31 protein-coding genes and 1 tRNA gene are annotated in these 26,168 nt (G+C 62.0%); 12 read left to right on the top strand and 20 right to left on the bottom strand.

The genetic code is table 11. The annotated features are described in order from the left end of the window. Positions 1-2 precede the first annotated feature (2 nt). Together RTP54_RS03495 and RTP54_RS03490 are read right to left on the bottom strand one after the other, a co-directional pair. Positions 3-740, bottom strand: a complete 738-nt coding sequence (locus RTP54_RS03495; RefSeq protein ID WP_112808817.1) for an RlmE family RNA methyltransferase — start codon at positions 738-740, stop codon at positions 3-5. Between the two features lie 112 nt (positions 741-852). Continuing rightward, positions 853-2,400, bottom strand: coding sequence for a Ppx/GppA phosphatase family protein (locus RTP54_RS03490; protein ID WP_312360999.1), 1,548 nt, complete (start codon positions 2,398-2,400; stop codon positions 853-855). On the opposite strand from RTP54_RS03490, the gene RTP54_RS03485 reads away from it, so the two are divergent. From RTP54_RS03485 to RTP54_RS03470, 4 genes are all read left to right on the top strand, one after another. Continuing rightward, a complete protein-coding gene (locus RTP54_RS03485) occupies positions 2,401-2,739 on the top strand; it encodes a hypothetical protein (RefSeq protein WP_312360996.1) in 339 nt (112 codons plus the stop codon). Continuing rightward, a tRNA-Gln gene (locus RTP54_RS03480) sits at positions 2,730-2,803 on the top strand. Before RTP54_RS03485 ends, RTP54_RS03480 begins: the two co-directional genes overlap by 10 nt. 217 nt (positions 2,804-3,020) lie before the next feature. Beyond that, a complete protein-coding gene (locus tag RTP54_RS03475) occupies positions 3,021-3,836 on the top strand; it encodes a hypothetical protein (protein WP_312360994.1) in 816 nt (271 codons plus the stop codon). A gap of 194 nt (positions 3,837-4,030) precedes the next feature. Further along, entirely contained in the window at positions 4,031-4,213 is a 183-nt protein-coding gene (locus RTP54_RS03470; protein WP_025426020.1) for a YegP family protein, read from the top strand. 90 nt (positions 4,214-4,303) lie between these two features. On the opposite strand, the gene RTP54_RS03465 is transcribed toward RTP54_RS03470, so the two are convergent. Next, positions 4,304-5,443, bottom strand: coding sequence for a fumarylacetoacetate hydrolase family protein (locus RTP54_RS03465; RefSeq protein ID WP_312360991.1), 1,140 nt, complete (start codon positions 5,441-5,443; stop codon positions 4,304-4,306). A gap of 227 nt (positions 5,444-5,670) precedes the next feature. Here RTP54_RS03465 and RTP54_RS03460 point away from each other — a divergent pair, with 227 nt between their 5' ends. Continuing rightward, on the top strand, positions 5,671-6,081 hold the full coding sequence (locus tag RTP54_RS03460; RefSeq protein ID WP_112808826.1) for a hypothetical protein: 411 nt from the start codon (positions 5,671-5,673) through the stop codon (positions 6,079-6,081). 175 nt (positions 6,082-6,256) lie between these two features. On the opposite strand, the gene RTP54_RS03455 is transcribed toward RTP54_RS03460, so the two are convergent. Further along, positions 6,257-6,880, bottom strand: coding sequence for a TetR/AcrR family transcriptional regulator (locus RTP54_RS03455; RefSeq protein WP_112808827.1), 624 nt, complete (start codon positions 6,878-6,880; stop codon positions 6,257-6,259). A 97-nt stretch (positions 6,881-6,977) separates the two neighbouring features. On the opposite strand from RTP54_RS03455, the gene RTP54_RS03450 reads away from it, so the two are divergent. Further along, positions 6,978-7,724 carry an SDR family NAD(P)-dependent oxidoreductase gene (locus tag RTP54_RS03450; RefSeq protein WP_312363155.1) on the top strand — a complete coding sequence of 249 codons (747 nt, stop codon included), beginning with the start codon at positions 6,978-6,980 and terminating at the stop codon, positions 7,722-7,724. A 74-nt stretch (positions 7,725-7,798) separates the two neighbouring features. Here the strand turns inward: RTP54_RS03450 and RTP54_RS03445 are convergent, their stop codons facing one another. The 3 genes from RTP54_RS03445 to RTP54_RS03435 form a co-directional block, all read right to left on the bottom strand. Continuing rightward, on the bottom strand, positions 7,799-9,052 hold the full coding sequence (locus tag RTP54_RS03445; RefSeq protein WP_112808829.1) for an NAD(P)/FAD-dependent oxidoreductase: 1,254 nt from the start codon (positions 9,050-9,052) through the stop codon (positions 7,799-7,801). Positions 9,053-9,112: 60 nt separating this feature from the next. Then, on the bottom strand, positions 9,113-9,616 hold the full coding sequence (locus tag RTP54_RS03440; RefSeq protein WP_112809440.1) for a TIGR00645 family protein: 504 nt from the start codon (positions 9,614-9,616) through the stop codon (positions 9,113-9,115). A 166-nt stretch (positions 9,617-9,782) separates the two neighbouring features. Beyond that, entirely contained in the window at positions 9,783-9,947 is a 165-nt protein-coding gene (locus tag RTP54_RS03435) for a DUF1328 domain-containing protein (protein ID WP_037105882.1), read from the bottom strand. Between the two features lie 229 nt (positions 9,948-10,176). Between RTP54_RS03435 and RTP54_RS03430 the strand changes: the two genes are divergently transcribed. Then, positions 10,177-10,371, top strand: a complete 195-nt coding sequence (locus tag RTP54_RS03430) for a hypothetical protein (protein WP_312360976.1) — start codon at positions 10,177-10,179, stop codon at positions 10,369-10,371. Between the two features lie 127 nt (positions 10,372-10,498). Here RTP54_RS03430 and RTP54_RS03425 read toward each other — a convergent pair whose 3' ends face one another. After that, positions 10,499-10,822, bottom strand: coding sequence for a hypothetical protein (locus tag RTP54_RS03425; protein WP_112808831.1), 324 nt, complete (start codon positions 10,820-10,822; stop codon positions 10,499-10,501). 453 nt (positions 10,823-11,275) lie between these two features. Between RTP54_RS03425 and RTP54_RS03420 the strand changes: the two genes are divergently transcribed. After that, complete coding sequence (locus RTP54_RS03420) at positions 11,276-11,524, top strand: YMGG-like glycine zipper-containing protein (RefSeq protein WP_112808832.1); 249 nt, start codon at positions 11,276-11,278, stop codon at positions 11,522-11,524. 60 nt (positions 11,525-11,584) lie between these two features. Here the strand turns inward: RTP54_RS03420 and RTP54_RS03415 are convergent, their stop codons facing one another. Continuing rightward, positions 11,585-11,803, bottom strand: a complete 219-nt coding sequence (locus RTP54_RS03415) for a NepR family anti-sigma factor (protein WP_312360969.1) — start codon at positions 11,801-11,803, stop codon at positions 11,585-11,587. 164 nt (positions 11,804-11,967) lie between these two features. Here RTP54_RS03415 and RTP54_RS03410 point away from each other — a divergent pair, with 164 nt between their 5' ends. Then, positions 11,968-12,768, top strand: a complete 801-nt coding sequence (locus tag RTP54_RS03410) for a response regulator (RefSeq protein WP_312360966.1) — start codon at positions 11,968-11,970, stop codon at positions 12,766-12,768. 16 nt (positions 12,769-12,784) lie between these two features. Here the strand turns inward: RTP54_RS03410 and RTP54_RS03405 are convergent, their stop codons facing one another. The 8 genes from RTP54_RS03405 to RTP54_RS03370 all read right to left on the bottom strand — a co-directional run bounded on the left by RTP54_RS03405 (position 12,785) and on the right by RTP54_RS03370 (position 20,224). Next, the gene (locus RTP54_RS03405) at positions 12,785-13,915 is read right to left on the bottom strand and encodes an AI-2E family transporter (protein ID WP_162703524.1); all 1,131 of its coding nucleotides are present in this window, start codon (positions 13,913-13,915) and stop codon (positions 12,785-12,787) included. A 50-nt stretch (positions 13,916-13,965) separates the two neighbouring features. After that, positions 13,966-14,136 carry a hypothetical protein gene (locus tag RTP54_RS03400; protein ID WP_312360962.1) on the bottom strand — a complete coding sequence of 57 codons (171 nt, stop codon included), beginning with the start codon at positions 14,134-14,136 and terminating at the stop codon, positions 13,966-13,968. A gap of 168 nt (positions 14,137-14,304) precedes the next feature. After that, positions 14,305-14,652 (bottom strand): RidA family protein, encoded by a 348-nt coding sequence (locus tag RTP54_RS03395; protein ID WP_025426006.1) that lies wholly within the window; start codon positions 14,650-14,652, stop codon positions 14,305-14,307. Between the two features lie 176 nt (positions 14,653-14,828). Continuing rightward, on the bottom strand, positions 14,829-15,659 hold the full coding sequence (locus RTP54_RS03390; protein WP_112808836.1) for an ABC transporter ATP-binding protein: 831 nt from the start codon (positions 15,657-15,659) through the stop codon (positions 14,829-14,831). After that, a complete protein-coding gene (locus RTP54_RS03385; protein ID WP_112808837.1) occupies positions 15,656-16,498 on the bottom strand; it encodes an ABC transporter ATP-binding protein in 843 nt (280 codons plus the stop codon). Before RTP54_RS03385 ends, RTP54_RS03390 begins: the two co-directional genes overlap by 4 nt. 2 nt (positions 16,499-16,500) lie before the next feature. Beyond that, positions 16,501-17,409, bottom strand: coding sequence for an ABC transporter permease subunit (locus RTP54_RS03380; protein ID WP_034800846.1), 909 nt, complete (start codon positions 17,407-17,409; stop codon positions 16,501-16,503). Between the two features lie 10 nt (positions 17,410-17,419). Further along, complete coding sequence (locus RTP54_RS03375; protein ID WP_112808838.1) at positions 17,420-18,424, bottom strand: ABC transporter permease subunit; 1,005 nt, start codon at positions 18,422-18,424, stop codon at positions 17,420-17,422. Between the two features lie 204 nt (positions 18,425-18,628). Then, positions 18,629-20,224 carry an ABC transporter substrate-binding protein gene (locus tag RTP54_RS03370; protein ID WP_112808839.1) on the bottom strand — a complete coding sequence of 532 codons (1,596 nt, stop codon included), beginning with the start codon at positions 20,222-20,224 and terminating at the stop codon, positions 18,629-18,631. 621 nt (positions 20,225-20,845) lie between these two features. Between RTP54_RS03370 and RTP54_RS03365 the strand changes: the two genes are divergently transcribed. Together RTP54_RS03365 and RTP54_RS03360 are read left to right on the top strand one after the other, a co-directional pair. Continuing rightward, complete coding sequence (locus RTP54_RS03365; RefSeq protein WP_162703459.1) at positions 20,846-21,559, top strand: helix-turn-helix transcriptional regulator; 714 nt, start codon at positions 20,846-20,848, stop codon at positions 21,557-21,559. A 142-nt stretch (positions 21,560-21,701) separates the two neighbouring features. Beyond that, complete coding sequence (locus tag RTP54_RS03360) at positions 21,702-22,091, top strand: response regulator (protein WP_112808841.1); 390 nt, start codon at positions 21,702-21,704, stop codon at positions 22,089-22,091. A 78-nt stretch (positions 22,092-22,169) separates the two neighbouring features. Here RTP54_RS03360 and rirA read toward each other — a convergent pair whose 3' ends face one another. Further along, positions 22,170-22,634: an iron-responsive transcriptional regulator RirA gene (gene rirA / locus RTP54_RS03355; RefSeq protein ID WP_112808842.1), complete on the bottom strand. Its 465-nt coding sequence runs from the start codon at positions 22,632-22,634 to the stop codon at positions 22,170-22,172. Between the two features lie 214 nt (positions 22,635-22,848). On the opposite strand from rirA, the gene RTP54_RS03350 reads away from it, so the two are divergent. Further along, entirely contained in the window at positions 22,849-23,868 is a 1,020-nt protein-coding gene (locus tag RTP54_RS03350) for a Fe(3+) ABC transporter substrate-binding protein (protein WP_409517111.1), read from the top strand. 97 nt (positions 23,869-23,965) lie between these two features. Here RTP54_RS03350 and RTP54_RS03345 read toward each other — a convergent pair whose 3' ends face one another. Both RTP54_RS03345 and RTP54_RS03340 read right to left on the bottom strand, forming a co-directional pair. Further along, on the bottom strand, positions 23,966-25,021 hold the full coding sequence (locus tag RTP54_RS03345) for a M48 family metallopeptidase (protein WP_312360943.1): 1,056 nt from the start codon (positions 25,019-25,021) through the stop codon (positions 23,966-23,968). Continuing rightward, positions 25,011-26,093, bottom strand: coding sequence for a YjgN family protein (locus RTP54_RS03340; protein WP_312363154.1), 1,083 nt, complete (start codon positions 26,091-26,093; stop codon positions 25,011-25,013). Before RTP54_RS03340 ends, RTP54_RS03345 begins: the two co-directional genes overlap by 11 nt. Positions 26,094-26,168: the final 75 nt, after the last annotated feature.

The raw sequence follows: 26,168 nt of genomic DNA, 5'->3' as shown, positions 1-26,168 counted from the left end.
GCTCAATCAGCCGCTTCGTCTTCCACGGGCTCGTCAACGTCCGTCGCACGGCGTCCCTTGAAGCCCTTGGCCAGCAGAAACATTTCCACCGATTCGGCGCGCGAGGACGCCGGCTTGATGTGAATGACCTGGCGGAAATTCTGCTTGAGCATGTTGAGCAGATCGCGCTCGGTGCCGCCCTGGAAGGTTTTGGCGAGGAAATGCCCGCCCTCGGCCAGAACGTCGACGGCAAAATGCGCCGCCACCTCGCAAAGGTGCATGGTACGGAAATGGTCCGTCTGGCGATGCCCGGTCGTCGGGGCCGCCATGTCGGAGATCACGAGATCAGGCGTGCCGCCGATCGCCTCCATCAGCTTGTCCGGCGCCTGTGGATCGAGGAAGTCCATCTGCAGGATACGCACGCCCGGCAAGGGGTCCATTTCCAGGAAGTCGATCGCGGCGACGCGCGGATCGGTATCGGTCGAATTGGTCACCTTGGCGGCAATCTGCGACCAGCTGCCGGGTGCTGCCCCAAGGTCGATGATGCGGCGGGCGCCGTTGAGGATCTTGTGCTTCTCATCGATCTCCAAAAGCTTGAAGGCCGCGCGCGCGCGGTAGCCCTCGAGCTGTGCGCGCTGGACATAGGGATCGTTGATGTGGCGCTCGATCCAGCGGCGGGACGAAGCCTTGAGCTTTCCCTTCTTGACCTTCTGGCCGAGCTTTCGGCCGCTGCGGTTGCCGCCAACAGGAGGTTTCGTCATGTGTCTTATCCTTCGTGGCGGCGACGGCCGCGCATCTTTTCGGACGCGCCGGGCCTGCCGGATCTGCAGATGTTATCGCACAATTGCCTAAATCGTTGTCCGATTGAAGGAATTATGTGGTTGGGCCGCGCTGGTGCCTGCGCGGACGCGAGCGCCGCCAGGCGCCATCGTCGGCCATCATGTCGGTAAGCAGGCCCTCGCGCAGCCCGCGATCGGCAACGCGCATGCGTGTCGACGGCCAGCGGCGACGGATCGCTTCGAGGATGGCGCAGCCCGCCAGCACCAGATCGGCCCGATCAGGACCGATGCAGGGATTTGCCGCCCGCGCGTCGAAATCCCAGGACAGGAGCCGCGCCTGCATGGCGGAAACCTCGTCGTCAGACAGCCACAGGCCATCGACACGGCGGCGGTCGTAGCGCGGCAGATCGAGGTGCACACCGGCAAGCGTCGTCACCGTGCCCGACGTGCCGATCAGGTGGAAGCCGCTGCCGGCGAGGCCCGTTGCCAGCGCCTCGACGGGCGGACTGTCGAAGCGCGCCAGCATGCCCTCGACTTCCCGGACCATTGCCTCAAAGCTCGCCGGCGTCACATGCTGGCCGCCGTGGCGCTCGGACAGCGTGACGACGCCGACCGGCAGCGAGGTCCAGTGAGTGATATGGTTGGCAAGCCTGTTCGACCTGTTGTCACCGATGCGGATGACCGCGATCTCCGAGGATCCCCCGCCGATGTCGAAGAGGACCACGGATCGCGTCTCGCGGTCGACCAGCGACGAGCAGCCGGACACGGCCAGCCGCGCCTCGGTCTCGCGGTTGATGATCTCGAGTTCGAGGCCGGTTTCGCTTGCGACACGCTCAAGGAAGGTCTCGCCGTTTTCGGCGGCGCGAGCCGCTTCGGTGGCGATCAGCCGGCGGCGGCGGATCGTCCGCCCGCCGAGCTTGGTGGCGCAGACCTTCAGCGCCTCGACGGCGCGGTCCATCGCGTCGTCCGACAGCCTGCCGCTCGCCCCCAGCCCCTCTCCAAGCCTGACGATGCGCGAAAAGGCATCGACCACGCGGAATTGGCCGGGACGGGTCGGCTGGGCGATCAGCAGGCGGCAGTTGTTGGTGCCGAGATCCAAGGCCGCATAAAGCGGCGCAGGCGGCTCGCTTGCGGCAACGAAAGGTGCGCGCGGCTGGTCGGCACGCTGGGCAGCCTGCCCGCCTGCCTGCAGCGCTCCGGATCGCGGCGCAGCGGTGCCTTCGCTCGGGCGCGCCTGTGCCTGCTGGCGTTCACCCGACGTGAGTGGCCGCCCCTGGATGCTACGGCGATGGCGTGCCTTCTTGTTGCGCTTGTGCCCTTTCCTGTCGCCGATTGCCGGGTCGACAAGTTGCACGTCACGACCACCCGCAGCTGCGGGTGCGGCCTGAGCCTGCTGTTTTGCGGATTTCGAACGACGCCGCCGCTTGCGCTTGCGCGCCGGTTCCGCATCGTCTGGTCCTGCGGGACGCCCTGCCACACCGGCACTGCCGGGCTGGCTGGCAATTGCAGACGGCGAAGCAGACGACTTGCGCCGTTTCCGCTTGCCCTTGCCGTTGCGCGGGACCACCTTGTGCCCATCGCTGCGGCCTGCTGCCGACGCCCCGGATTCGGACGGCTTTTCGCCGTGATCGGGGTCTTTCACGTGTCTCAACCATTGCGCCGCGCAAAGCCTTATCGGCCGCTCAAGGCGCTTTCTCGATTTTTCGTTGGGGCGACTGTACCAGTGCCGCCGTCATTCGCCAAACTTTTTTTGAAAACCGGCTTGTGCACAACGGGATGGACAGACAGACGCTTGCGGCCCGTGGCCCTTAAAACCAACGCGTTCAGCATCCGGCTGTCCGCTCCCCTCGCCGCCGCAGCGACGATCTTTCATCCATTCGCGATTTTTTTTGCAAAAGGTATTTGCATCGGCCGCCGATTTGTTTATAAGCCCGCCAACCAACCCGACGGGCTTCACCCCGACGGCGGCTTTGGGGAATAGGTTAACGGTAGACCCACGGACTCTGACTCCGTTAGTCCTGGTTCGAATCCAGGTTCCCCAGCCAAACTTCTTTTCTCACAACAACATCGTCCGCATCCGCTCGTCGCGATTTCCATTGTGTTTCCGGCGTGCACATCTTCTGCGATTTGGCAGACGCTCGGCCCGTGGCCATGGGCCTTGCGGCAGATCGCTTCGCCTTCAGATTGTATTAACGATGTTTGCTTACGCTTCGGTAGGGTTTCCAGCGGGGTGTGCAGATGGTTCGGACGGGCGGCTTTTTCTTGTTTCTTATGTCGAGCGCGACGCTCGCGGCGGCTGCCGATATCGACAGGCCGCTGGTCGGCACGGGCGACGCCTATGAAGTGCCGGTAGAGCAAGCGTCTTCGGGCGTGACGGGCTATATCGAAGGGGCCTATGGCAGCGTCGTCGATGCGCCCGGCGATGTCGATGCGGATGCGTGGGCGCTGCGTGGCACCGTCAATTTCGACGCGGGCACGGGCCTCAATCTGCAGGCCGACCTCGGCTACACCCGCGCCTCGATACAGGACGCGAGCACGAACAGCTACAACGGCACCTTGCATGCCTATTATCGCGACAGCCTCTATGCCGTTGGCGCATTCGCCCAGGCGGCGCGTCTCGACGCCGGCTTCGACAGCCATATGAACGACTATATGGGCGGCATCGAAGGCGCATACTTTCAGGACACGTGGACCCTCCACGGTGCCGCCGGCTACGGTCAGGCGCGATGGGAAGGGTTTGGCGCCGACCATTACATGGCGGCACTTGGCGCCCGCGTCTATGCGACCGACAACATGCGCTTCGACCTCGACGGTGCGCTCGACCGCATCACCGACAGCGGCATCGACTACGATATCCGCAGCCTGAAGCTGACGGCCAACTATCGACCGGAATCCTTCCCCGTCACATTGTTCGGCGGCTACAAATATGCCGACGAGGAGATTTCCGCCTTCGGTTCATCCGTGTCGGGCGACAGCAGCACCATCTTCGGCGGCCTCAGGTTCTCCTACGGGTCGAACAGCATCAAGGAAGAGGAACGCCTGGGCCCGGTCTGGTCGAACACCAGCCGCTCATTCTGACCGAAACACAGGTCGGCGCCCGCCCGATGAAGCCGAGCGAAGCGCGCCCCGACAACATCCGATCAAACGTGTGTCGATCGGGGTCGGTCGAGGCCACGTGCGGATTTGCTTGAAGCAAGCAGGCATCTTGTCAACGCCGTTTGCAACTGACACGCTAGGTCTTGCGTGATTCACGATTACCTGAGGGAGGGCTCATGGCTCATAAATTCGAGATCTACAAGGACAAGGCCGGCGAGTATCGGGTTCGCTTCAAGTACAACAGCGAAGTGATGTTCTCGACCGAGGGCTATTCGAGCAAAGCCAGCGCTCAGAACGCCATCGATTCGATCAAAAAGAACGGACCGAACGCGCCCGTCGAAGACAACAGCCAGGCTTGATGGCTTCAAACCACGGCCCGCCGATCGCAATCGGCGGGCCGTGGCTCGAAATTCAGTTTCCATGCACAGAGCATGGAGCGCTTGCGCGGCTCAGAGCAGGCCGCGCCTGGCAAGATTGCGCATCAGCGCAGCGGTGCCGAACGTCCAGGGCGGGCAATCCAACGACAGCCGCACGGTGTTCGTAAGGCTGCCGAGTTCGGCATTGGAGATCGTCACCACGTCGCCGATCTTGTGGGTGAAGCCCTGCCCCTTCTCGTCGCGGTCTTCGACCGGGGCAAACAGCGTTCCCATGAACAGCATCAACCCATCGGGATACTGGTGGTTTGGCCCGATCGTCTGGGCCACGAGATCGAGCGGATCGCGGCTGATCTCGGCCATGCTGCTGGCGCCCTTCAACCGATATCCATCGGCGCCTTCGACCAAGAGCTCGAGTTCGGCCTTGCGCACATTGTCGATCGTATAGGTTTCGTCGAACAGCCGGATGAAGGGCCCGATGGCGCAGGAGGCATTGTTGTCCTTCGCCTTGCCGAGCAAGAGCGCGGAGCGGCCCTCGACATCGCGAAGGTTTACGTCATTGCCGAGTGCTGCCCCCTTGACGCGACCGTCCGAGGTGGCGGCAAGCACGATTTCCGGCTCCGGATTGTTCCAGCGCGAGATCGGATGCAGGCCGACATCGGCGAAGGAACCGACCGAGGACAGCACCTGAGCCTTGGTGAACACCTCGGCATCGGGGCCGATGCCGACCTCCAGATATTGCGACCACACGCCCTCCTCGATCAGCGCCGCCTTGATGCGGGCGGCTTCAGGCGAGCCGGCCTTCAGGTTTCTGAGGCTGTCGCCGATCACGGCGGTGACCCGGCCGCGGATCGCTTCCGCGCGGGCGGCATCGCCGGCGGCGCGCTCCTCGATGACACGCTCGATCATCGAGCGCGCGAAGGTGACGCCGCAGGCCTTCACCGCCTGAAGATCGCAGGGAGCAAGCAGGCGAACGCCGGCGCTTCCGCCCTGCCCCGGGCCGAGATCCGCGAGCGTGGCCAGCCATTCGCCCTCAAGTGCGCGAACATGGGCGATCGGGTCGGGCAGTTCAAGCAGGTCGCGCATGGTGGGCGCCAGCTTCGAGGTGATGTCGACGATTGCCCCGTCCCTGACGGTCACAAGCGCCGGCCCGTCGATGTCGGAGCGCCAGACGCGTCCAACGAAGGTTCCATCCCGGTATGCCGCATGCACCATGATCGCCACCCCTCAAACAGACGACTTTCTTGCAGCGAAAACAGCGGACTGTAAAGCGCGCGTGATCTGTACCGGTTGCACCCGTCGGAACATTGCAAGTCGTCGTGCGTTTTGTGGTGAGAGCGCGTCCAGTCGAGCCGGCCCGGTTTGAAGGCGCGGTCAACAACCCGCCACGGGCCATAGCCCTATCGCTCGGCTCCAGGACGCTCAGAAAGGATGTAAACGCGATGAACCAACGTGAAGAATTCAAGGAGAAGCCACTTGTCGACCCGGTCACCGGCCAGCCGACACCTCTGCCGACAGATCCGGCACCGGTTCGCTCCGGGCGAAGCAGCTGGCCGCTGTTCATCATCCTGCTCGCCGGTCTGGTCCTCGCCTTGATCGCCTGGCTTCCGGCAGAACTGAACCGCGACAGCCAGACGGCGACGCCGCCTGCTGCGACCGGACAGTCGACCACGGGCGAGACCGCGACGCCGCCAGCAGCCGATACAACCACGACGGCACCAGCCGACACCACGACGGCACCGTCTGGCACCGCACCGTCAGGCGGGACGATGACCGCTCCGGAAACGGCGCCTCAGCAGGGCACCACCCCGCCGGCGACAAACGGAACGACACAGCCGGCACCGGTGCAGTAGCAGATACGTTCCCATCCTTTGCCTCTGCCGGAAGCGCCCTTCCGGCAGAGGTTGCTTGCGTGTCTAGTGCTGACGCAAAACGGATCGGAAAGTTCGCTTGGAGACGGCACATAGCGAATGCGGCCTCGGTCGATCGGGCCGGTCGGTTTTGCGATCGGTGCGGCTTAGCAGCCGATCATCCTTGAGCCTTTCTCATCGTCGCGACCATGCCATCCCACCCTGCCGCACAGCAGTCGGCAATCGCAAGCAACACATGGCGCGGCGCCCCGTCACGGGCGTGAATCGACATTCCATGCTGGATCGACGTGACGTAGGCGGCAATCGCCTCGCAGTCGACTGTCGGAGGTAGATCGCCTTCGGCTACCCCACGCGCGAGGCGGCGCTCCAGGGCGCCCTGTTTTTCCAGCCGCCGAACCTTGAGGCCGTCGCATACCGCGGCATCGCCACCCTCCATCTGCGGCGCCGAAAGCACGACCATGCAGCCGCGGGGTTCGTCCCATTGCGTGAAATTTTTCGCCGACCGCTTCAACAGATCATGGATCGCTTCCTTCGCCGTCGGTGCTTCGTCGAGAAACTCCCAGATGCCGGCACCATCGGTGCGACCATAGAGATCGACCGCTTCCAGGAAGAGTTTCGCCTTACTGCCGAAAGCCGCATACAGGCTGGGCGGGTTCAGCCCCATCACCCGGGTGAGGTCAGCAAGCGAGGTGTTGTCGAAGCCCTTGTCCCAGAAGATTTCCATCGCGCTTCTGAGCGCGTCATCGCGCGAAAAGGTGCGGGGCCGACCGCGGCTGGACATAGTGCGAATTCCTTTTTGTACCAATCGATACATAATTCACTTGACAGCGACAAGCAAGCGCACATCTTTATATGTATCGATCACTACAAATATGGAGCTGCATGTGTCGAACTTAAAGAACAGGGTCGCATTGGTAACAGGCGGCGGACGCGGCATCGGTGCGGCGATCGCCAGGCGCCTGGCGAGCGAAGGTGCCATCGTGGCCGTGACCTTTGGCCAGTCGCAGGCAAAGGCCGATGCACTGGTTGCCGAGATTGAGCGGGCCGGAGGCAAGGCGCTCGCGGTTCACGCCGACAATCGCGACGTCGACGCGCTGGAGGCAGCCGTCAATACGGTGGTCGAACGCCATGGCCGCATCGACGTTCTCGTCAACAATGCCGGCATCTACGAGGAAGCGGCGATCACCGACGTGACCGCGCAGGCTTTCGACCGCACCATCGACATCAACGTGAAAGCGGTCGTTCTCGCCACGAGCGCTGCTGCCAGGCACATGCCGGAGGGCGGTCGCGTCATTTCGGTCGGCAGCAATCTGGCACAGCGCGTTCCCTTTCCCGGCATCAGCCTCTATGCGCTGAGCAAATCGGCGCTCGTCGGCTTCACCAAGGCGGTCGCGCGCGACCTGGGGCCGAAGGGCATCACCGTCAACATCGTCCATCCGGGCTCGACCAACACCGACATGAACCCGCAGGACGGCGCGCATGCGGATCCGCAGCGTGGGCTGATGGCGATCCCCCGTTTCAACGATGCCGACGAGGTGGCAGCTCTTGTCGCCTGGCTCGCGGGGCCCGACGCGCGCGGGGTTACCGGCGCCGAGTTCACCATCGACGGCGGCACGAACGCCTGACACCGCCGCGCCGGATGAATACGAAAAAGGCCGGGAGTGATGCTTCCGGCCTCTTTCGACGATCGGACGATCGTTCAGGAAAAGAAGCGCCCGGGGCGATAGGGAGCGATGTCGATCACCGTCTTTTCACCGGTCATTGCCTCGGCGAGCGCGCGGCCGGTGACAGGCCCAAGCGTCATGCCATGATGGGCATGGCCGAAGGCGAACCAGAGGCCCTGGTGGCGCGGCGCCTTGCCGATGATCGGCATCATGTCGGGCGTGCAGGGGCGCGCGCCCATCCAGGGCTCTTCGTCGCGGCGCTCCGCCAGCGGGAAGAATTCACGCGCCACGCGCTCTGCGCGGGTAAGCTGGACCGGCGTCTTCGGCGCATCGCGCCAGGCAAATTCGGCCCCCGTCGTCAGGCGGATGCCACGCTGCATCGGCGCCAGGAAATAGCCCTTCTCCGCGTCGAGCACCCAATTGTTGAGCTGTGCGCCCTCCTGCATGCCGTAATGCATGTGATAGCCACGTTTGACGGCGAGCGGGAAGTGGTAGCCGAGCTTTCGGGTCACGGTATCGGCCCAAGGGCCAAGCGCGACGACCACGTCATTCGCCTCCAGCGGCCCTTCGGGCGTTGCCACCCGCCAGCCCGGGCCTTCGAGGATATGCTCCACCGTCGCGGCGTCGCCGGAGACAAGACGGCCGCCGAGCGACTGGAAGTAGCTCAGATAGGCCTTGTTGAGGCTGTGCGGATCGCGGATCGACCAGGGGTCGCTCCAACGCAGGCCGCCGACGAGATCGGCCTTGATCGAAGGTTCGATCACCTTCAATTCGCTTGTGGAGAGCTTCTGGTGATTGACGCCGAAACCGGCCGACAGCTTCTCGGCGTCCTTGTAGGCGGCGTCGCGCTCCTTCTCGGTGCGAAACACCTTCATCCAGCCGTCCTTGCGGATCAGGTCACCGGCGCCGGACGCATTGATGAGATCTTCATGCTCGACGATCGAGTGTTCGATCAGCGGCGCATACATCTGGGCGATGCGCTGGTGTTGGGTGAAGCCCGAATGCCACCAGTATCGCGCCAGAAACGGCACCAGCCCGGGCAAGGCCCTGATATGGTAGTGCGCGTCGATCGTGTTGTTGAGCGCGTAGCGGAACAGCGCGCCGAAATCGTGCGGGAAGCCGTAGGGGAAGACGCCTTCGCGCTGGATCAGGCCGGCATTGCCATAGGATGTTTCCTCGCCGGCACCGCGGCGATCGAGCAGCACCACCGACTTGCCGCGCCGCGCCAGATGGATGGCGGTCGAAATGCCGACGATGCCGGCGCCGAGAACCACTACGTCAGTCTTCATATCCCGCTGCCCCGCTCCTCGTTCAAGACCAGCTGCGACGCGATTGCCGCCCGGCCAAAGCTACTTCTTCTTCAGCCCCACCATGATCCGCTCGAGATAACCGAGCAGGACCGCCGAAACCACGAAGGCGAGATGCATGATCGTTGCCCACATCAGTTGCTGGTCAGTATATTGTTGCGTGTTGAGGAAGATCTGCAAAAGATGGATCGACGAAATCGCGACGATCGACGAGGCGACCTTGATCTTCAGGCTGCCTGCGTCGAGTTTGCCAAGGAAGGAAACCTCGGCATCTCCCTCGTCGAAGCGGCTGACGAAATTCTCGTACCCCGAAATCATGACCATGACGATCAGGCTTGCCACCAGCGCCGCATCGATCAGCGCGAGCATCGCCAGGATCATCTGGGCATCATCGTAGACGAAGACCATGCTGGCGATCTTCGCGAGCTTGTACATGAACGAGATGCCGTAAAGGCCCAAAGCCACAACGAGCCCGAGATAGAAGATGACCAGCAGCCAGCGACTGGACAGGATGATCCGCTCTACGAGGAGTTCCAGCGATTTCATTGCAGTTCGCATTCCTTTGCTGCGCGGCAGATCCGTTTCGGCATGAATAGCCAAGCGCTTCAGCGAGGGCAAGGGATGTCGCGGGAGGGAACCGGACATGCGAAAGGGACGAAGTCTTGCGACATTCGTCCCTTTGTTCATGCCCAGGGAGCGGATTTCCGCCCGATCACGTTCTACGCATCAGACCTGCGACCAGCGAAATCACCAGGAAGGCAAGGAACAGGAAGAACAGGATCTGTGCGATGCCGGCAGAGGCACCAGCAATACCGCCGAAACCAAGTACACCGGCAATGATGGCCACTACCAGAAAGACGAGAGCGTAGTAAAGCATAGGATATCTCCTTGTGTTCGTCGCTGGAGATGAAACGCAGCGACCCGCTATTTTGTTCCGGTGGACGCGTATGCGAGGACGAAATCTTCAGCTCCCAGCCGCGGCATCGAAACCATCTGTTAACCAAGCGAGCCAAAACAGTGCCGATTTGACACAGGCGGGACCAAATTCGCCAGGAACCTTCGAGATAGTCCTACGTTGTTCCCTCAAGGAATAAAGCAGGTTCGACATGAAGATGCCAATGTCACATATCTGGAAGTCCGCAGCGGAAACAGCGCGCCGAAAAGCTGAATTGCCGGACGCTAATCTTCACATCGGCAGGACGATGCGCGATCTCTACGCACCCAACCTGGAAAAACCGAGCAACGACCTGAACACACTTCTCGAAAAACTGAAAAAAACCGAACCGAAGTCGGAAAATTAGTTGGGCCGGCGTTGCTCCACGACAGAACGACAACGACATGCAAACGCCGCAGCGGCACATCACCGCAGCGGCGTTTGCATGTCGTTGGTAGGCGCGGTGCTGGCCACCGCGTCGGATGCGCTCATGTTCAATTGCTCAGCTTCGGCGTGTCATTGGCGCGCGCTGCAACGGCGTAGCTGCCGTCGTCGGCAATCACCTTGACCTCGAGCTGACGCGCAGGCGTGATGCGCCATTCGATGGTGGCATCCTCGACGAACAGAGCCGGATCGACTTCGGCGCATTTGCCGTAGGCGCCCTTGAAGGCCTTGCCGACCTCTTCGATCGAGGGCGAAAGCAGTTCCTGGCATTCCTCGACGGTCTCGAAGCCGACGACGGGCGTCGGCACTTCGCGGCAGGCGGCATCGCCCTGCAGGCACCCGACGAGGACCATGATGGCAGCGATATGTTCCATACGCATGCTCCTTCCATCAAAAACTTCATGAGCAAACGGTTATGGACGGCCCGAGGTTCCATGGGGCGGCTCGAAATTTTCAGTGTCGTCTCACACGGTCGCGAAAAGCAGAACGGTCTCGCAACCTCGCGCGAAACGACATGTTCCAAGAACAATGCCCACGATGGAACAAATCGGCGTGATCGTCGTTTCCAGTGCAATAACAAGCGCCGCGCCCGCGGCGATACCACAAGGGAGACGCTGATGAGCGGTGCAGATCCGCCCGTTGCGAGACGTCCAGGGATCATCAAGATCGTCCAGAAGCCCGGATCAGGGCTGGAACCCGTCATGGCTACAGGTTTTGGCGCGCGACCTCATTATCGTCACTCTGTTCGTCCTCAGTGCCCCGCAACCGGTCTCGGCCGAATGCATCCTTCAATGCTCAACCAAGCAAACCTCGGATAGGAACGCGTCATGAAGAAAATACTGATCATAGCAAGCCTGGTCCTCCCGCTCGCGGCCTGCACGCAAACGGAAAAGGGCGCGGCGATCGGCGCGGGCAGCGGCGCCGTCATCGGCGGCCTGGCGACGGGCAATGTCAGAGGTGCTGCAGTGGGTGCTGCGGTCGGCGGTGTGGCCGGCGCGCTGATCGGCAACGCCAACGAACCTGGCCGCTGCATCTATCGCGACCGCTACGGCCGCCGCTACGAAGCCGCCTGCTAAGGCGACAAAAGCGAGACATGGAAGGGAACGGGCTTCGGCCCGTTTCCCGATTTCCTGCGCCTAGGGTTTGCTGCGAACCTTGTCCTCGGGATGGGAGAGCGACTCAGCCTCGTCCAGTTTTTGCAGAAGATCGATGAAAAGGTCGGGCACCGGTTCCTGCTCGAGCGCGCGATAGAGCGCCTTCAGCTTCGAACCGATCAATCCGTTCGGATCGGACGCTTCGGCCGCCTTTCGGCGCTCCTCATCCCCCACGCCACGCTCGTCCACAGGATCTTTCATTCCCACAATCCCCAAGCCAGACGGCGCTCCACGCAGCCGAACACACATCGCCGCAACCAGCTTCCCATAGGCTGAAAAACGTGTTCAAAACATTCACGTCTTTTGCGGGATCCTCGTTGTCCTCAGAAAACAAGCGAATCACATCAGACCCAAGGAAGTACTTGATGTCACTTTCGACGCGTATTGCACCACATCTTCCCTTTCTGCGCCGTTACTCCCGCGCCGTCACCGGCTCGCAGGCTGCCGGTGACGGTTACGTGGCCGCGGTTCTGGAAGCGTTGATCGAGGACATCAGCCTTTTTCCGGAGAGTTCCAACGATCGGATCTCCCTCTACAAACTTTTCTGCACCCTGTTCGAGAAGGTCACCGTCGACCGGACCGGCAATGTTTCTCCCTTTGCCTGGGAGCAGCAGGCTGCCGCCAATCTGTCGCTGATTGCGCCGGCCGCCCGCCAGGCCTTCCTTCTCGTCTCGGTCGAGGGCTTCTCGATCGCCGATGCCGCCGAGATCATGGGCCAGAGCCAGGCGGGCTTTTCCAAGCTGCTGACGGCCGCTTCGGAAGACATTTCGCGCCAGGTCGCAACCGAAGTGCTGATCATCGAGGATGAACCGCTGATCGCGCTCGACATCGAGGATATGGTCACCAGCCTCGGCCATCGCGTGACCGGCATCGCCCGCACCCACAAGGAAGCGCTCGATCTCTACCGCAAGACGGCGCCGAAGATGGTGCTTGCCGACATTCAGCTCGCCGATGGCAGCTCCGGTATCGACGCGGTGAACGAGATCCTGAAGGATGCGGCCGTGCCAGTGATCTTTATCACAGCCTTTCCAGAGCGCCTGCTGACCGGCAAGCGGCCCGAGCCCGCCTTCCTCGTCACCAAGCCGTTCAATCCGGACATGGTCAAGGCGCTGATCAGCCAGGCGCTATTCTTCGACGAGCACGCCCGCTCCTCGACGCGCAGGTAAGAAGCGGGACGACAGGTCACGCCGGCAGCTGCCGTTCCGGCGGCTGCTCGCGCACCTCTTCGAAAATCGTCATGGCGATCAGCGACAGCGGCAGCGCCAGCATGGCGCCGACCGCGCCCCACATCCACGTCCAGAAGATGATGGCGACGAAGACGAGGAATGGATTGACCTCGAGCCTGTTGCCCAGGATCGACGGTATGACAAGGTTTTCCATGACGAGGTGGACAACGAAGAACGCGGCCGCCGGCGCCAGCGCCAGCAGGATTGCCTCGTGCGTCATCAGCCCGCCCACGAGCAGCGCCAGCGTCATCATCGTCACCCCGAGATAGGGGATGAAACTGGAGACGAAGGCAAACAGCCCCCAGAGCGGTGGTACGGCGAGCCCACCCACCAGCGCGATGATCATCGTGACGACGCCGAGGGCGAGATAGATCAGGCTGGCAATCGAGAAATACTGTGCGAGCGCGGTCTCGATCGCATTCATGATCCGGATCGTGCTCAGGCGCCGTTCGCGACTGGTGAAGGCTAGAATGGCGGTCTTGCGCAGATGCAGGCGGCCCAACAGAAACAGCCCGAGCGCTGCAAGGAATATCAAGGTCTGGACAAGGGCGGGGGTCAGCCCGCCGGCAACGGCGCCCAGAACCGGCCCTGCATTTTTCATGACAGTGTCGGCAAGCGCGTCACCGCCGATGCCCTTGGCAAGCGCCAGCCGCAGCCATTCGAAGCGCTCGATGAACGGCATGACGCGCTCGATCACGCCCTCTGCCATGGCAGGCGCCTTCTGGGCCAATTCCGTCATCGGCCCGAGCAGAGCGCTGACCACAGATGCCAGGCCAAGCACGAAGACCAGCGCCAGCAACAATCCGCCCATCACGGGCGGCAGGCCGAACCTTGCCAGGCTGTCGGCCGCGCGACCGAGCACGATGCCGACGACGACGGCAAGCGTGATCGGCATCAGGATCGTCTCCATCGAGGAGATGGCGGCGGAACCTGCAATGACGAACAGTCCAATGATGCTCCAGGCGACCATCAGGTCGATGCCGTCCCGTTTGGGCACGGCAGGCGGAACCGCTTCGACAGAGGCCCTTTCCTCCTCGGCGATACGTTTCAGCTTGTAGTAGGCAGCCGTATGACCTGACGTATCCAATGCCATTCCTCGTCGTTGTTTCGCCCGGCCCCTGTTGCCGTTCGCGTCGATCAGTGCCGCTCGGGCGGGAACACATGAAGGGTCAGCGACAAGAGCGCGAGGCCAAGCGCGATCACCAGCAGCGTGTGCGCCACACCGGTGGCCGTGTGGGGCACCAACCCGAACCCGATCAACAGGCCTGCGAATGCGAGCGCGCAGGCGCGCGGTAGCCAATAGAGCATCGATTGCCTCCCATTTTGATGGAACCTCAGGTAAACGCGGCGGCCAGCTGTTGGTTCCTGAGGCACGGGGAGGTTGGCGGATCGGCAAAAGAAAAGCCGCCATGCGCAGGGCACGGCGGCTGAAATGCATAGTCCATCAATCGCATTTGATTGGCGGATAAGCCTGCCTTAGGCGGCGGCTGCGACGACGATGACTTCGACGAGGTATTCCGGGGTTGCGAGCTTTGCTTCACCGGTGGCGCGAGCCGGGGTGTTGCCCTGCGGCGCCCAGGCGTCCCAGACAGAGTTCATCTTCGGGAAGTCCGCCATGTCGGCGAGCCAGATGGTAGCCGAGAGAATGCGGGTCTTGTCGGTGCCGGCGAGCGCCAGAAGACGGTCGACTTCGGCAAGCGCCTGCTTCGTCTGGGTCACGACATCGTCACCGGCATTGCCGACCTGGCCGGCGAGGTAGACGGTGTTGTTGTAAACCACGGCCTGGCTCATCCGGGGGCCGGTTTCGAAACGCTTGATTTCCATGATCGTGTTCCTGAAGTTGGGCCGAACACGGACGGTTCGGCCGAAAAGCGGCTGCCCGCCGCCGAAAGGCGAGAAGTGAATGGCGGCGCGAAAGCTCTACACCATCGCCCCGTCAAGGCCAAGAAGCCGGAGAGTTCTTTCCCCGGCCTCGCTTTTGTCGGACGGCCCGAAAGCGCTCAGGCCGCCTGCTTCTTCTTCGCCAGCCGTGCCTTGATGCTCTCCACATCCGCACGCGGCGTCGCGGCAAACAGCGTCTTGGTATAGCTGTGCTTCGGGTCGGCAAAGACTTCGTCGCGGCTGCCGTACTCGACCGCTTCGCCGAAATACATCACCATCACGTCGTCAGCGATGTAGCGCACGACCGAGAGGTCGTGGCTGATGAAGACGTAGGTCAGCTTGAGCTCGTCCTGCAGATCGGCGAGCAGGTTCAATACCTGAGCCTGGACCGAAAGGTCGAGCGCCGATACCGGCTCGTCCAGCACCAGCAGCTTCGGGTTAAGCATCAGCGCACGCGCAATGGCGATACGCTGGCGCTGGCCGCCGGAGAACATGTGCGGATAGCGGTTGAAGTGCAGATCGGTGAGGCCGACCTTCTTCAACATCGCCATTGCCCGGTCGCGACGCTCGTCGGCCGGCGTGTCGGTGTTGATGACCAGCGGCTCCATCAGGATGTCGCCGATCTTCTGGCGCGGGTTGAGCGAGCCGTAGGGGTTCTGGAAAACGATCTGAACCTTGCGGCGCATCTCCGGCGTCATGTCGCCCTTGGAAATGTCGATCTTCTTGCCTTCGATCAGCAGATCGCCTGCGGTCGCTGGATCGATCAGGGTGAGGATACGTCCAAGCGTCGACTTGCCACAGCCGCTCTCGCCAACGATTGCGAGCGTCTTGCCTTCTTCCACGCTGAAGCTCACGCCCTTCAGGGCGTGAACGGTCTTTGCCTTTTTGATCAGGCCCCCGGGAATGTGGTAGTCGCGCACCAGGTTGCGCGCTTCGAGGATCACGCTCATTGGACCGCTCCTTCATCGACGAAGAGTTCGGAGATCGTCGGCAGACGGTCGCCGGTGGCGTTGTCAGGAAGGGCTGCCAGAAGTGCCCGCGTGTAGTTGCTCTTCGGGTTTTCGAAGAGCGTCAGCACGTCGGCCTCTTCCATCTTGCGGCCCTTGTACTGCACGACCACGCGGTCGGCGGTTTCCGCAACCACGCCCATATTGTGCGTGATCATGATCAGGCCCATGTTGTGCTCGGCCTGAAGCTTCATCAAGAGGTCGAGGATCTGCTTCTGGATCGTCACGTCGAGCGCGGTGGTCGGCTCGTCGGCGATCAGGAGCTTCGGATTGCAGGCAATCGCGATCGCGATCATCACGCGCTGGCACTGGCCGCCCGACATCTGGTGCGGATAGTGGCCGAGCCGCTCGGCCGGATCGGGAATGCCGACCGCTTCGAACAGTTCGATCGCCCGCTTGCGGCGACCGGCCTTGTCGAGACCGAGGTGAATGCGCAGCACCTCCTCGATCTGGAAGCCGACCGTGAAGCACGGATTGAGGCTTGCGACCGGCTCCTGGAAGATCATCGAGATATCCTTGCCGATGATCTTGCGCCGCTCGTTCGCCGACATGCCGAGCAGGTCGCGACCGTTGAAGGCGAGCTTGTCGGCCGTTACCTTCGCCGTCCAGGGCAGAAGACCCATGGCAGCCAGCATCGACACGGACTTGCCCGATCCGGATTCACCGACGATGGCGAGAACTTCGCCTTCATGGACCTTCATCGACACGCCGTTGACGGCGCGGAAGGGACCGGAGGCCGTCTGGAATTCGACGACCAGGTTTTCGATTTCGAGAAGCGCCATGATCAGGACCTCTTCAGCTTGGGATCGAGCGCATCGCGCAGGCCGTCACCCATCAGGTTGATCGCCAGCACCGTGATCAGGATCGCGATGCCAGGCAGCGTGACCACCCACCAGTGGCTGCTGATGAACTCGCGCGCTTCGGCGAGCATCGTGCCCCATTCCGGTGTCGGCGGCTGGGCGCCCATGCCGAGGAAGCCGAGCGCGGCGGCGTCGAGGATGGCGCTCGAGAAGGAGAGCGTCGCCTGGACGATCAGCGGTGCCATGCAGTTCGGCAGGATCGTCTTGAACATCAGACGACCGTGGCCGGCGCCGGCAACCTTGGCGGCAACGACATAGTCACGGGTCTTTTCGCTCATGACGGCCGCACGGGTCAGGCGCACGAAGTGCGGCTGGAAGACGAGCGCGATGGCGATCATGGCGTTGACGAGGCCCGGGCCGAGAACGGCCACGAGCACCAACGCGAGCAGCAGCGACGGGAAGGCAAGGATGATGTCCATCACGCGCATGATGACGGTATCGACCCAGCCACGGAAGTAGCCGGCGATGACGCCGAGCGCGATGCCGCCGACGAGCGACAGCGTCGTGACGATGACGCCGACGAACAGCGAGAAGCGGGTGCCGTAGATCAGCCGGGACAGCATGTCGCGGCCGACGGCGTCCGTGCCGAGCAAGAAGCCGGCGCGTCCACCCTCCTGCCAGACCGGCGGGACCAGAACCGCATCGCGGTACTGCGCCACCGGGTCGTGCGGGGCGACCCACGGCGCAAAGACCGCGAGCAGAACGAGGAAGACGAAGAACACGAGGCCGATGACGGCGCCACGGTTCTCGGAGAAATAATACCAGAACTCGGCCAGTCGCGCCCGGCGGGACGGATCGGTCGAAACGGTGCTTGTTGCAGCAGCTTGAGACATGACGCCCTCCTTAATGCCGGATGCGCGGATTGATGAGACCGTAGAGCAGGTCGACGATGAGGTTGACCAGCATGATCACGGCCGCGATGACCAGGAGGCCGCCCTGGATGACGGCGTAATCGCGACGCGAAACCGAATCCACCATCCACTTGCCGATACCCGGCCAGGAGAAGATCGTTTCGGTCAGGATCGCGCCGGCGAGCATGACGCCCACCTGCAGGCCGATCGTGGTGATCACCGGGATCATGGCATTGCGCAGCGCATGGACGCCGACGACCCGGAAGGTCGAAAGGCCCTTGGCGCGCGCCGTGCGCACGTAATCTTCGGAGAGAACCTCGAGCATCGCCGAGCGCGTCTGGCGCGCGATGACCGCGAGCGGGATGGTCCCGAGCACGATCGTCGGCAGGATCAGGTGACTGACCGCCGACTTGAAGGCGCCGGCCTGGCCGGACAACAGCGAGTCGATCAGCATGAAACCGGTGACCGGCGGGAAGAAGTACATCAGCGAGATGCGGCCCGAGACCGGCGTCCACTGCAGCATGCCGGAGACCAGCATGATCAGGAGCAGGCCCCACCAGAAGATCGGCATGGAGAAGCCGACGAGCGCCGTGCCCATCATCGCCTGATCGACGGCGGAACCGCGCTTGATCGCCGCGATCACGCCGGCGGGAATGCCGAGGATGATCGCAAACAAGATCGCGCAAAGCGAAAGCTCGACGGTTGCCGGGAACAGATCGAAGAACTGGTCGAGGACCGGTTTCTTGGTGACGATCGACGTACCGAAATCACCGTGGAGCACGCCCCAGAGATAATCGAGGTACTGGACGACGATCGGCCGGTCGAAACCAAGCGCATGCGAAATTTCGGCATGTCGCTCCGGCGACATGACACGCTCGCCCGAAAGCAGACCCACCGGATCGCCCGGCAGCAAGCGAATGAAGGAAAAGGCGATGATGGAGACACCGATGAACGTCGGTATCAGGACAGCCAGTCGCCCCAAGAGAAATCGGAACATGTTAAACCCCGCGCCATGTTGCCGCGGCATTGTATCCCGCCGCTGGCACCACCGCATGCCTTCCCACCTTGACGGCGAAGCACACGGTAAGTCGAAATGCCACAGCGACCTTGTGCGCTCCAGCTGGAGCTCGGGTCGCTATAGTGGATGCAAAGAGGGGCGCTTGCTCTTGGCAAACGCCCCCTTAAGGATCAGTTAACTAAATTACTCGGTGATGTCCACGCCGTCGAAGGCAAAATCGCCGAGCGGGCTCTGAACGAAGCCCTCAACGTTCTTGCGCATCGGCACGACCGAGAGAGAGTGGTCGATCGTTGCCCACGGCGCTTCGCGCTTGAAGACGACCTGAGCTTCTTCGTAGAGCTTGGTGCGCTCTGCCGGATCGGAGGTTTCCTTCGCCTTCTTCACGAGGGCGTCGAATTCCTGGTTGCACCACTGCGCGCGGTTGTTGCCGCCGACAGCGTTGCAGCCGAGCAGCGTGTCGAGGAAGTTGTCCGGGTCGCCGTTGTCGCCAGTCCAGCCGAGAATGACGGCACCGTCACGATCCTTGGCCTTCGACTTGTCGAGGTATTCGGCCCATTCGTAGGACACGATCTCGACCTTGACGCCGACCTTGGCGAAGTCCGACTGCATCAGTTCAGCCGCACGACGGGCGTTCAGCATGTACGGACGCGAAACCGGCATTGCCCAGAGCTTCATCGACAGGTCCTTGACGCCTGCGTCTTCAAGCATCTTCTTGGCGACTTCCGGCTCGTAGGTGTCGTCTTCGAGCTTGTCGTTGTAGGACCACATTGTCGGCGGGATCGGGTTGACGGCAGGCTGGGCTGCGCCCTGGAAGACGGCGTCGACGATTGCCTGCTTGTTGATCGCCTTGTTCAGCGCCTTGCGCACTTCCGGCTTGTCGAACGGAGCCTGGGTCGTGTTGTAGGCGAGGTACGAGACGTTGAGACCGGCCTGTTCCATGACCTTCAGGTTCGGGTCAGCCTTCATCTTTGCAACGTCGGCAGCGTTCGGGAACGGCATCAGGTGGCATTCGCCGGCCTGCAGCTTCTGGTAGCGAACCGAAGCGTCCGAGGTGATTGCGAAGACGAGGTCGTCGATCTTCTGCTTGCCACCCCAATAGTCCGGGTTTGCCTTGTAGCGGATGACAGCGTCCTGCTGGTAGGCGACGAAAGCGAACGGACCGGTGCCGAGCGGCATCTGGTTCATCTGTTCCATCTTGCCGTCAGCCTGCAGCTTGTCGGCGTATTCCTTCGACAGGATCGAAGCGAACGGCATCGCGATGTTGGCGAGGAACGGCGCTTCCTTGCGCGTCAGGGTGAACTTGACCGTCAGGTCGTCAACCTTCTCGACCGACTTGATGACTTCCGGGAAGCCCATGCCGGCGGCATATTCCCAGGAAGTACCAGCGATGTACTTGTTCCAGGGGTTGTCAGCCTTCAGCTGGCGCTCATACGAGAAAACCACGTCGTCTGCGGTGAGGTCACGGCTCGGCGTGAAGAACTCGGTCGTCTGGAACTTGACGCCCGGACGCAGCTTGAAGGTGTACTCCAGGCCGTCATCGGAAATCGTCCAGCTCTCGGCGAGGCCCGGCTCAACTTCGGTCGTGCCCTTCTTGAACTCGAGCAGGCGGTTGTAGACCGTGTGCGCAGCCGCGTCGAACGTCGTGCCGGCGGTGTACAGGCCCGGGTCAAAACCCTCAGGCGAACCTTCCGAGCAATAGACGAACGTCTTCGACCAGGCAGAGCCGGCCATCAGCGTGGCAAGCGCCGTCGCTGCAAAGAGAGTAGTGAGCTTTTTCATGAGCTTTGCTTCCCAGATTTGTTTTTGTTCTCGTGTTTTCCTGACGCGGAATGACGATTGCCCCCCGGTCAAGGCCGGATGGAACGACATTTGGCGTCGCATTGCAATAAGTCGCCGAACAAATTTGTCTATGCGAAAAATTCCACCCACGGCTGAGCCGGAGATCTGTCCACTGTTTTAGAATGACCTGAGATTTCCAGGTGCTTTCTTGGCCCCTGCCCGACCGGCTGGCGACATCCTCGACCGGCCCATCTGACGACGTGGCGCCGGCCATCGGAACGCGCAGGCGGCAGCGCCACCCGCCCTGCGTGCATCCTCGCTGCACGGCATCGCCGATTCGAAGAAATTGCAACAAACGGTCAATCCCAAGATCGTTGGGTAGAAATCCGCTGTCTGATCGTGCAATAGAACCTGGACAAAATCTCGGGGGAGACAAACGACGTGCCAAAACGTCCTTGGGAGGGGGCGGCATCCGCCTCGCGGCGCTTTCGATCCGGCGGCACCGCCGTGGAGAGACTGGCGTGATGATGCCCATCCGCAATTTCGATGCCGGCTTCATGCGGTTGATTGAGCCGGTCTTGCGGGTAAATTGCCGCCTCGCGAAAAAGGGGTAGCGCATTCGTGGCAAGTTTGCTGGAAAACCACAGGCGCTACGATCTGCGCGACGATCTGGAGAAGGCGCTCAACCGCGTCGACTTCTTCCGCATCTTTCACACGATGGCACTGCGGTTCGGCTTCAACCATTTCGGCATCCTGCAGCTCGGCAACGAGAACGACGCATGCATGCTGTCCACCCGCCTGGTTCTGCATGACCTGCCCTCGGGCCTTGCCGAGGAATACGACAAGCGCCACCGCTTCGGCGATTCCCTGTTCTACAAGACCCTGCACACCTCGGTCATTTCCTCCGTCTGGCGATCCGGCGATCCCGGCTGCGTCAACGGGCAGAACCTGCTCGTCCAGCTCGGCTTCGAGCTTCTCCTGAGCGTGCCGGTCCACGCGGCCGCAACGGGCGCCCGCTACGCCGTGCTGTTCCTGGGCGACGGCAACGACATCGGCCGTTCCGAGCACTTCGAGCTCGCCTATGACGCCATCTGCGCCTTCGACTATTTCTATCGTATCGCGCTCTCCAACAAGGCCGGCATGGGCCTCACCCCGCGCGAAACGGAGATCCTCAAATGGATCTCGCACGGAAAGACGGCAAGCGAGATCGCGCTGATCGTATCGGTCTCCGAACACACGGTGAACTCGCATACGGCAACGATCCTGAAGAAGCTGGATGTGGTCAATCGAACGCAGATGGTGGCCAAGGCGATACGCGAGCAGATCATTCAGTAACGTCGATCGGCGCGGCGCTTGGCACTGGACAACTGCGCCGCGCGAAAGAGCTGAAACGATGCAGACACGCCACCCTACCCGCTTGCCGACGACAGACGCGCACAGCACAATGGCTTCCGGTCACTCAGGTACATGGACGATCATGACACAAAAGGCCCATATCCTGCTCGTTGACGACGACCCCGCGGAGAACCTCATTCTGCGCGCCCTGATCAAGAAGGTCAGCACGATCGAGATCGAACTGCATTATTGCCAGACGATCGAAGGCGCGCTCGCGTTCCTGCGTTCAGGCGAGCCGGTCTCGATGGTGTTGATGGACAATCGACTTCAGCCGCAGCGCGATTTTCGCGAAACGGTGCCGCTGCTGCGCCACCAGGGCTTCATCGGCCCGATCGGCGTGATCTCCGGATCGCTGGTGGAGCCCTATTTCCAGAACCTGGAAGACTACGGCGCGGATTTCCGCATCGACAAATCGGAGATCGATCCGACGGCAATCGAGTTCATTCTGCGGGAGTATCTGGCGCCGAACTGAACGCCGGCGGCCGCTTTGGGCAGCGGACTTGAGGCGTGACGGCGCCGGGCGTCTGGTACGCGGCGCCGTAGAGATCAATCAGGCCGCAGTCGTCTGCGGGCGCTTGGTCTCTTCGAGGCCGAGCAGGAAGTTGATCTGCGGACGGGCCTTGACCAGATCGTCGATGGTGTAGCCCTGCAGCACTTCGAAGAACGCGTTCAGCGCCTTGCGCAGCGCGGCGTTGAGGCCGCAGCTGTCGACCAGCGGGCAATCGATTTCACCGGCCTCGAAGCACTCGGCCATGGCGAAGCTGTCTTCCGTCACCTTGACGACGTCGAACAGGGTAATGGCCGAAGCCGGCTTGGGCAGGCGCACGCCGCCATTGCGACCACGCACGGTCTCGACCAGGCCAGCGCGCGTTAGCGGCTGGAGAATCTTGAACAGAAACAGTTCGGAGACACCGTAGGCCTTGGCAATTTCAGGAACGCGGCTCAGTTTCTCGCCGTTTGCGGCGCAGTACATCAACATGCGAACTGCGTAGTTCGTTTGCTTCGTCAGTCGCATAATTCGCTCCGGAATCGAGAGGTTTATCGAACCTTCATATAGGACGGATCGTAGTTTGGAACAATTCCAAAAAAGCAAAAAAGTCACATCTGCTTGATCGTTAACCGTTACCCGGTTGACTGTTGATGAGCTGCGGATCAAAAAGATGAGCGATTTTGTTTACTTAGCTCAAACCAAAAAAATGGAGGAAGCCATGTCCGTCTCGAGAGCCGCCATGGGTATATTGTCTCTCACTGCCGGCCTGTTTGCGTCTACCGCCGCCTGGGCCGATGGCGAGGTCAACATCTATTCCTATCGTCAGCCTGACCTAATCAAGCCGCTGCTCGATGCCTTCACCAAGGAAACCGGGATCACGACCAATGTGCTCTTCCTCGACAAGGGCCTTGTCGAGCGTATCCAGGCCGAGGGCGCCAACTCGCCGGCGGACGTGATCCTGACCGTCGACATCAGCCGCCTCACCGAAGCCAAGGACGCTGGCGTGACGCAGCCTGTCGTCAACGAGACGATCAACAAGGATATCCCGGCGCATTTCCGCGATCCTGAAGGCAACTGGTTCGGCCTGACGACCCGCGGCCGCGTTGTCTACGCCTCCAAGGATCGCGTGACCGAGAACGACATCACCTATGAGGAACTTGCCGACCCCAAGTGGAAGGGCAAGATCTGCACCCGCGATGGCCAGCATTCCTACAACATCGGCCTGTTCGCCTCGATGATCGCCCACAAGGGCGAGGCCGAGACCGAAAAGTGGCTGACCGGCCTGAAGAACAACCTGGCCAAGAAGCCGGACGGCGGCGACCGCGACCAGGCCAAGGCGATCCTCGCCGGCGAGTGCGATCTGGCGCTCGGCAACACCTATTACGTCGGTCTGATGATGACCAACGAGAAGGAGCCGGAGCAGAAGGAATGGGCAGCCGCCATCAAAGTTCTCTTCCCGAACGCCAAGGACCGCGGCACGCACGTCAACATCTCGGGCATGGCACTCGCCAAGAATTCCCCGAACAAGGACAACGCGCTGAAACTGATGGAATTCCTGTCGGAAGGCGAAGCCCAGAAGATCTACGCCGAGCAGGTGTTCGAATATCCGGTTCTGCCGGGCGCCGAGCCGTCTGACGTCGTAAAGTCCTTCGGCACGATCAAGCCGGATGAACTGCCGCTGGCCGATATCGCCGCCAACCGCAAGAAGGCCTCCGAACTGGTCGACAAGGTCGGCTACAACGACGGTCCGCAGGACTGATTTTCAGCAGTAGCCTGAAATGGAAGCGGCGGGCCTTGTGCCCGCCGCTTTCGTTTTGTGGTCTGCCGCCTGTCCGGAGGCGCTCGATGGGATGTCCTTATCGGCCCCGTGCCCGCAATGCGCCGGCATAATCGAGGATTGCCTTGCGCCGTTCCGGCGTGCCGGGATGGGTCGAAAGGATGCTGGTGTCGGCACCGTCGCCAAGCTCTTTTTCGAGCAGGTCGAAGAACCGCGCGATCGCCGTCGGATCGCGCTCCGCCTTCACCATCAGCTCGACCGAGTGCCGATCGGCCTCCGCTTCCGCCGCCCGCGAATAGGAGAGCGTGAGAAGGCCGGCGCCCTGCACCAGAATGTCTTCGACACCCGACCCGATGTCGCCACCGATCATCATGATGAGACCCGTTACACCGGCGGCACGATAGATCTGTCGCAGGCTGTGCTCGAGCTCGACATGACCGATCTCGTGCGCCAGCACGCCGACGATCATTTCGGTATCGTCGCCGGCAAGCTCGACCAGTTCGTCGGTGACGATCAGCGTACCGTCGGGGAGCGCGAACGCGTTGGGCCCGATCGCGCCACCCTTGCGGAAGTTCAGCGTGTATCCGCCCTCGCCACCATTGGAGAGCCGCGCGATCGTGGCAAACCCGTCGCGGATCTTTTGCTGGCGCTCGGTGGCCAGCGCCGTCGTGTCGAGCACGGTGCGGTCCATGGTCTCAAGCGTACTTGCCGACATGATCTTCGGCACGATCGGCGGCGTCACCAGCACAGCGACTTCGACCAGCGCCGGCACGGCGTAGCGATAGATCATCACGCCGCAGAGCACCGTTGCCAGGACAAACGCGATCAGCCGCGGGCGAAACCGCTCCCATTCATGGATAAAATTGGTCTTTCCCTTGCCCTTGAGAAACCGATCGATCGCGTCGTTGTCGGTCGTCTCGAACAGCGACCCGTCGGGGAATTCCGCGCGGCGCGGGATGGCCCCGACGCGCGGAGAAAAATCGACGGCGGCAAAAACGCCGGCTGCGAGTTCGCAGCCGGCCTGATCGAGCGCCTTGAGGCCATCGTTATCCTCGATGAGCCGCGCGTGTACCGACCGGCTGGAGCCGGCCGGATGCCACTCGCCAACGGCGATGTCCGTCCCGTCAGAAGCCAAAGTCGAAACCTTCGAACTCCATGAACTCCGCACCGACGGCCGAACCTTCCTGGGCGATCCTGTCGAACATTTCGCCGACATTGCCTTCGAAATGCACGCCCGTGTGTTCATTGACGTAGCGCGCCATGCGCACCGCGGCCCAGGGACGCATCAGGCCCAGCGTGATGATGGTGACGATCAGGTTGGTGATCGCGATCCATGCGTAGCGGCCTCGTGACAGGTCGCTCGTCAGCTGGTGCTTGCCGTCGAAGGTCGTTGCCGACCAGGCAACGTTGCGAACGCCGGCGCGGTAGAACAGGGCTGCGACCCCGAAGATCGCGAAGAACGCAATGTAGCCGAGGACGAACAGCCCGATCATCGACAGCTGCATGCCGGCCATCGGTTCCACGGAACCATCGAACAGCGCCATGATCACGGCCAGATTGAGGAAACCGACAAAGGCTATGATTGCAAGGCCCGCGATGATGATCGCTGCCGACAGGAACCACGACTTGTAGATCGCGCCGAGCGAGGGATCGGTAGCAAACGCCCGCTGCCCGTAACGCAGGTTGCTGCCGATGTAGCGGTAGGACCAGCGGCTGGCGAGCGGTACGAGGATGCCGAGCGTCAGGGCCGCGATGACCGGGCCGACGATGAAGGCGAGGAATGCGCCACCGACGCCGCCGACGAAATCGAAGCGGACATTGCGATAGCTCGTGACGCGGGCGCTAAAGCGCAGGCCCCGGACGACCAGCCAGGGCACGAAGACCACCAGCAGAAGCGCAAGAATGACGCCGGCGATCGGCACGACGTTCAGCATGACGTTGTAGAAGATCAGGTAGGCGAAAACGATCACCCGACCGATCAGGATCTGCTTGCCGTTGGCATGATATTCGAAGCCGCGCCCGAGCAGCACCGTGTTGCCGTAGAAATAGCGATTGCGACGGACCTTTGCCCAGGCGGAATAGATGCCGAGCGTAATGATCGTCAAAAGCACATTGACGATCCAGATGCCAAAATATTCCTTGCCGCTGCCGGTAAACGACAGGCGGTGAAAATTGTCCGGTGCGCTCTGCGTCAGCGCCCCTTGCATCGACGCGGTTTCAGCCACGACCATGATAAACCTCTCTCAATGAAATTATGTGCGGCCGCCGCCTAGAAGGCTGGC

The organism is Ensifer sp. (assembly GCF_031989085.1).
Lineage (GTDB): Bacteria > Pseudomonadota > Alphaproteobacteria > Rhizobiales > Rhizobiaceae > Ensifer.
The sequence above is the reverse complement of the archived record's forward strand: the minus strand, read 5'-3'. Positions and strand labels throughout refer to the sequence as shown.

Coding starts and splice junctions, on each gene's coding strand:
- RTP54_RS03495 (WP_112808817.1), bottom strand. CDS start 740: ATGACGAAACCTCCTGTTGGCGGCAACCGCAGCGGCCGAAAGCTCGGC.
- RTP54_RS03470 (WP_025426020.1), top strand. CDS start 4,031: ATGGCTCATAAATTCGAGATCTACAAGGACAAGGCCGGCGAGTATCGG.
- RTP54_RS03465 (WP_312360991.1), bottom strand. CDS start 5,443: ATGGTGCATGCGGCATACCGGGATGGAACCTTCGTTGGACGCGTCTGG.
- RTP54_RS03460 (WP_112808826.1), top strand. CDS start 5,671: ATGAACCAACGTGAAGAATTCAAGGAGAAGCCACTTGTCGACCCGGTC.
- RTP54_RS03455 (WP_112808827.1), bottom strand. CDS start 6,880: ATGTCCAGCCGCGGTCGGCCCCGCACCTTTTCGCGCGATGACGCGCTC.
- RTP54_RS03445 (WP_112808829.1), bottom strand. CDS start 9,052: ATGAAGACTGACGTAGTGGTTCTCGGCGCCGGCATCGTCGGCATTTCG.
- RTP54_RS03440 (WP_112809440.1), bottom strand. CDS start 9,616: ATGAAATCGCTGGAACTCCTCGTAGAGCGGATCATCCTGTCCAGTCGC.
- RTP54_RS03435 (WP_037105882.1), bottom strand. CDS start 9,947: ATGCTTTACTACGCTCTCGTCTTTCTGGTAGTGGCCATCATTGCCGGT.
- RTP54_RS03430 (WP_312360976.1), top strand. CDS start 10,177: ATGAAGATGCCAATGTCACATATCTGGAAGTCCGCAGCGGAAACAGCG.
- RTP54_RS03425 (WP_112808831.1), bottom strand. CDS start 10,822: ATGGAACATATCGCTGCCATCATGGTCCTCGTCGGGTGCCTGCAGGGC.
- RTP54_RS03420 (WP_112808832.1), top strand. CDS start 11,276: ATGAAGAAAATACTGATCATAGCAAGCCTGGTCCTCCCGCTCGCGGCC.
- RTP54_RS03415 (WP_312360969.1), bottom strand. CDS start 11,803: ATGAAAGATCCTGTGGACGAGCGTGGCGTGGGGGATGAGGAGCGCCGA.
- RTP54_RS03410 (WP_312360966.1), top strand. CDS start 11,968: ATGTCACTTTCGACGCGTATTGCACCACATCTTCCCTTTCTGCGCCGT.
- RTP54_RS03400 (WP_312360962.1), bottom strand. CDS start 14,136: ATGCTCTATTGGCTACCGCGCGCCTGCGCGCTCGCATTCGCAGGCCTG.
- RTP54_RS03395 (WP_025426006.1), bottom strand. CDS start 14,652: ATGGAAATCAAGCGTTTCGAAACCGGCCCCCGGATGAGCCAGGCCGTG.
- RTP54_RS03390 (WP_112808836.1), bottom strand. CDS start 15,659: ATGAGCGTGATCCTCGAAGCGCGCAACCTGGTGCGCGACTACCACATT.
- RTP54_RS03385 (WP_112808837.1), bottom strand. CDS start 16,498: ATGGCGCTTCTCGAAATCGAAAACCTGGTCGTCGAATTCCAGACGGCC.
- RTP54_RS03380 (WP_034800846.1), bottom strand. CDS start 17,409: ATGTCTCAAGCTGCTGCAACAAGCACCGTTTCGACCGATCCGTCCCGC.
- RTP54_RS03375 (WP_112808838.1), bottom strand. CDS start 18,424: ATGTTCCGATTTCTCTTGGGGCGACTGGCTGTCCTGATACCGACGTTC.
- RTP54_RS03370 (WP_112808839.1), bottom strand. CDS start 20,224: ATGAAAAAGCTCACTACTCTCTTTGCAGCGACGGCGCTTGCCACGCTG.
- RTP54_RS03360 (WP_112808841.1), top strand. CDS start 21,702: ATGACACAAAAGGCCCATATCCTGCTCGTTGACGACGACCCCGCGGAG.
- rirA (WP_112808842.1), bottom strand. CDS start 22,634: ATGCGACTGACGAAGCAAACGAACTACGCAGTTCGCATGTTGATGTAC.
- RTP54_RS03350 (WP_409517111.1), top strand. CDS start 22,849: ATGGGTATATTGTCTCTCACTGCCGGCCTGTTTGCGTCTACCGCCGCC.
- RTP54_RS03340 (WP_312363154.1), bottom strand. CDS start 26,093: ATGCAAGGGGCGCTGACGCAGAGCGCACCGGACAATTTTCACCGCCTG.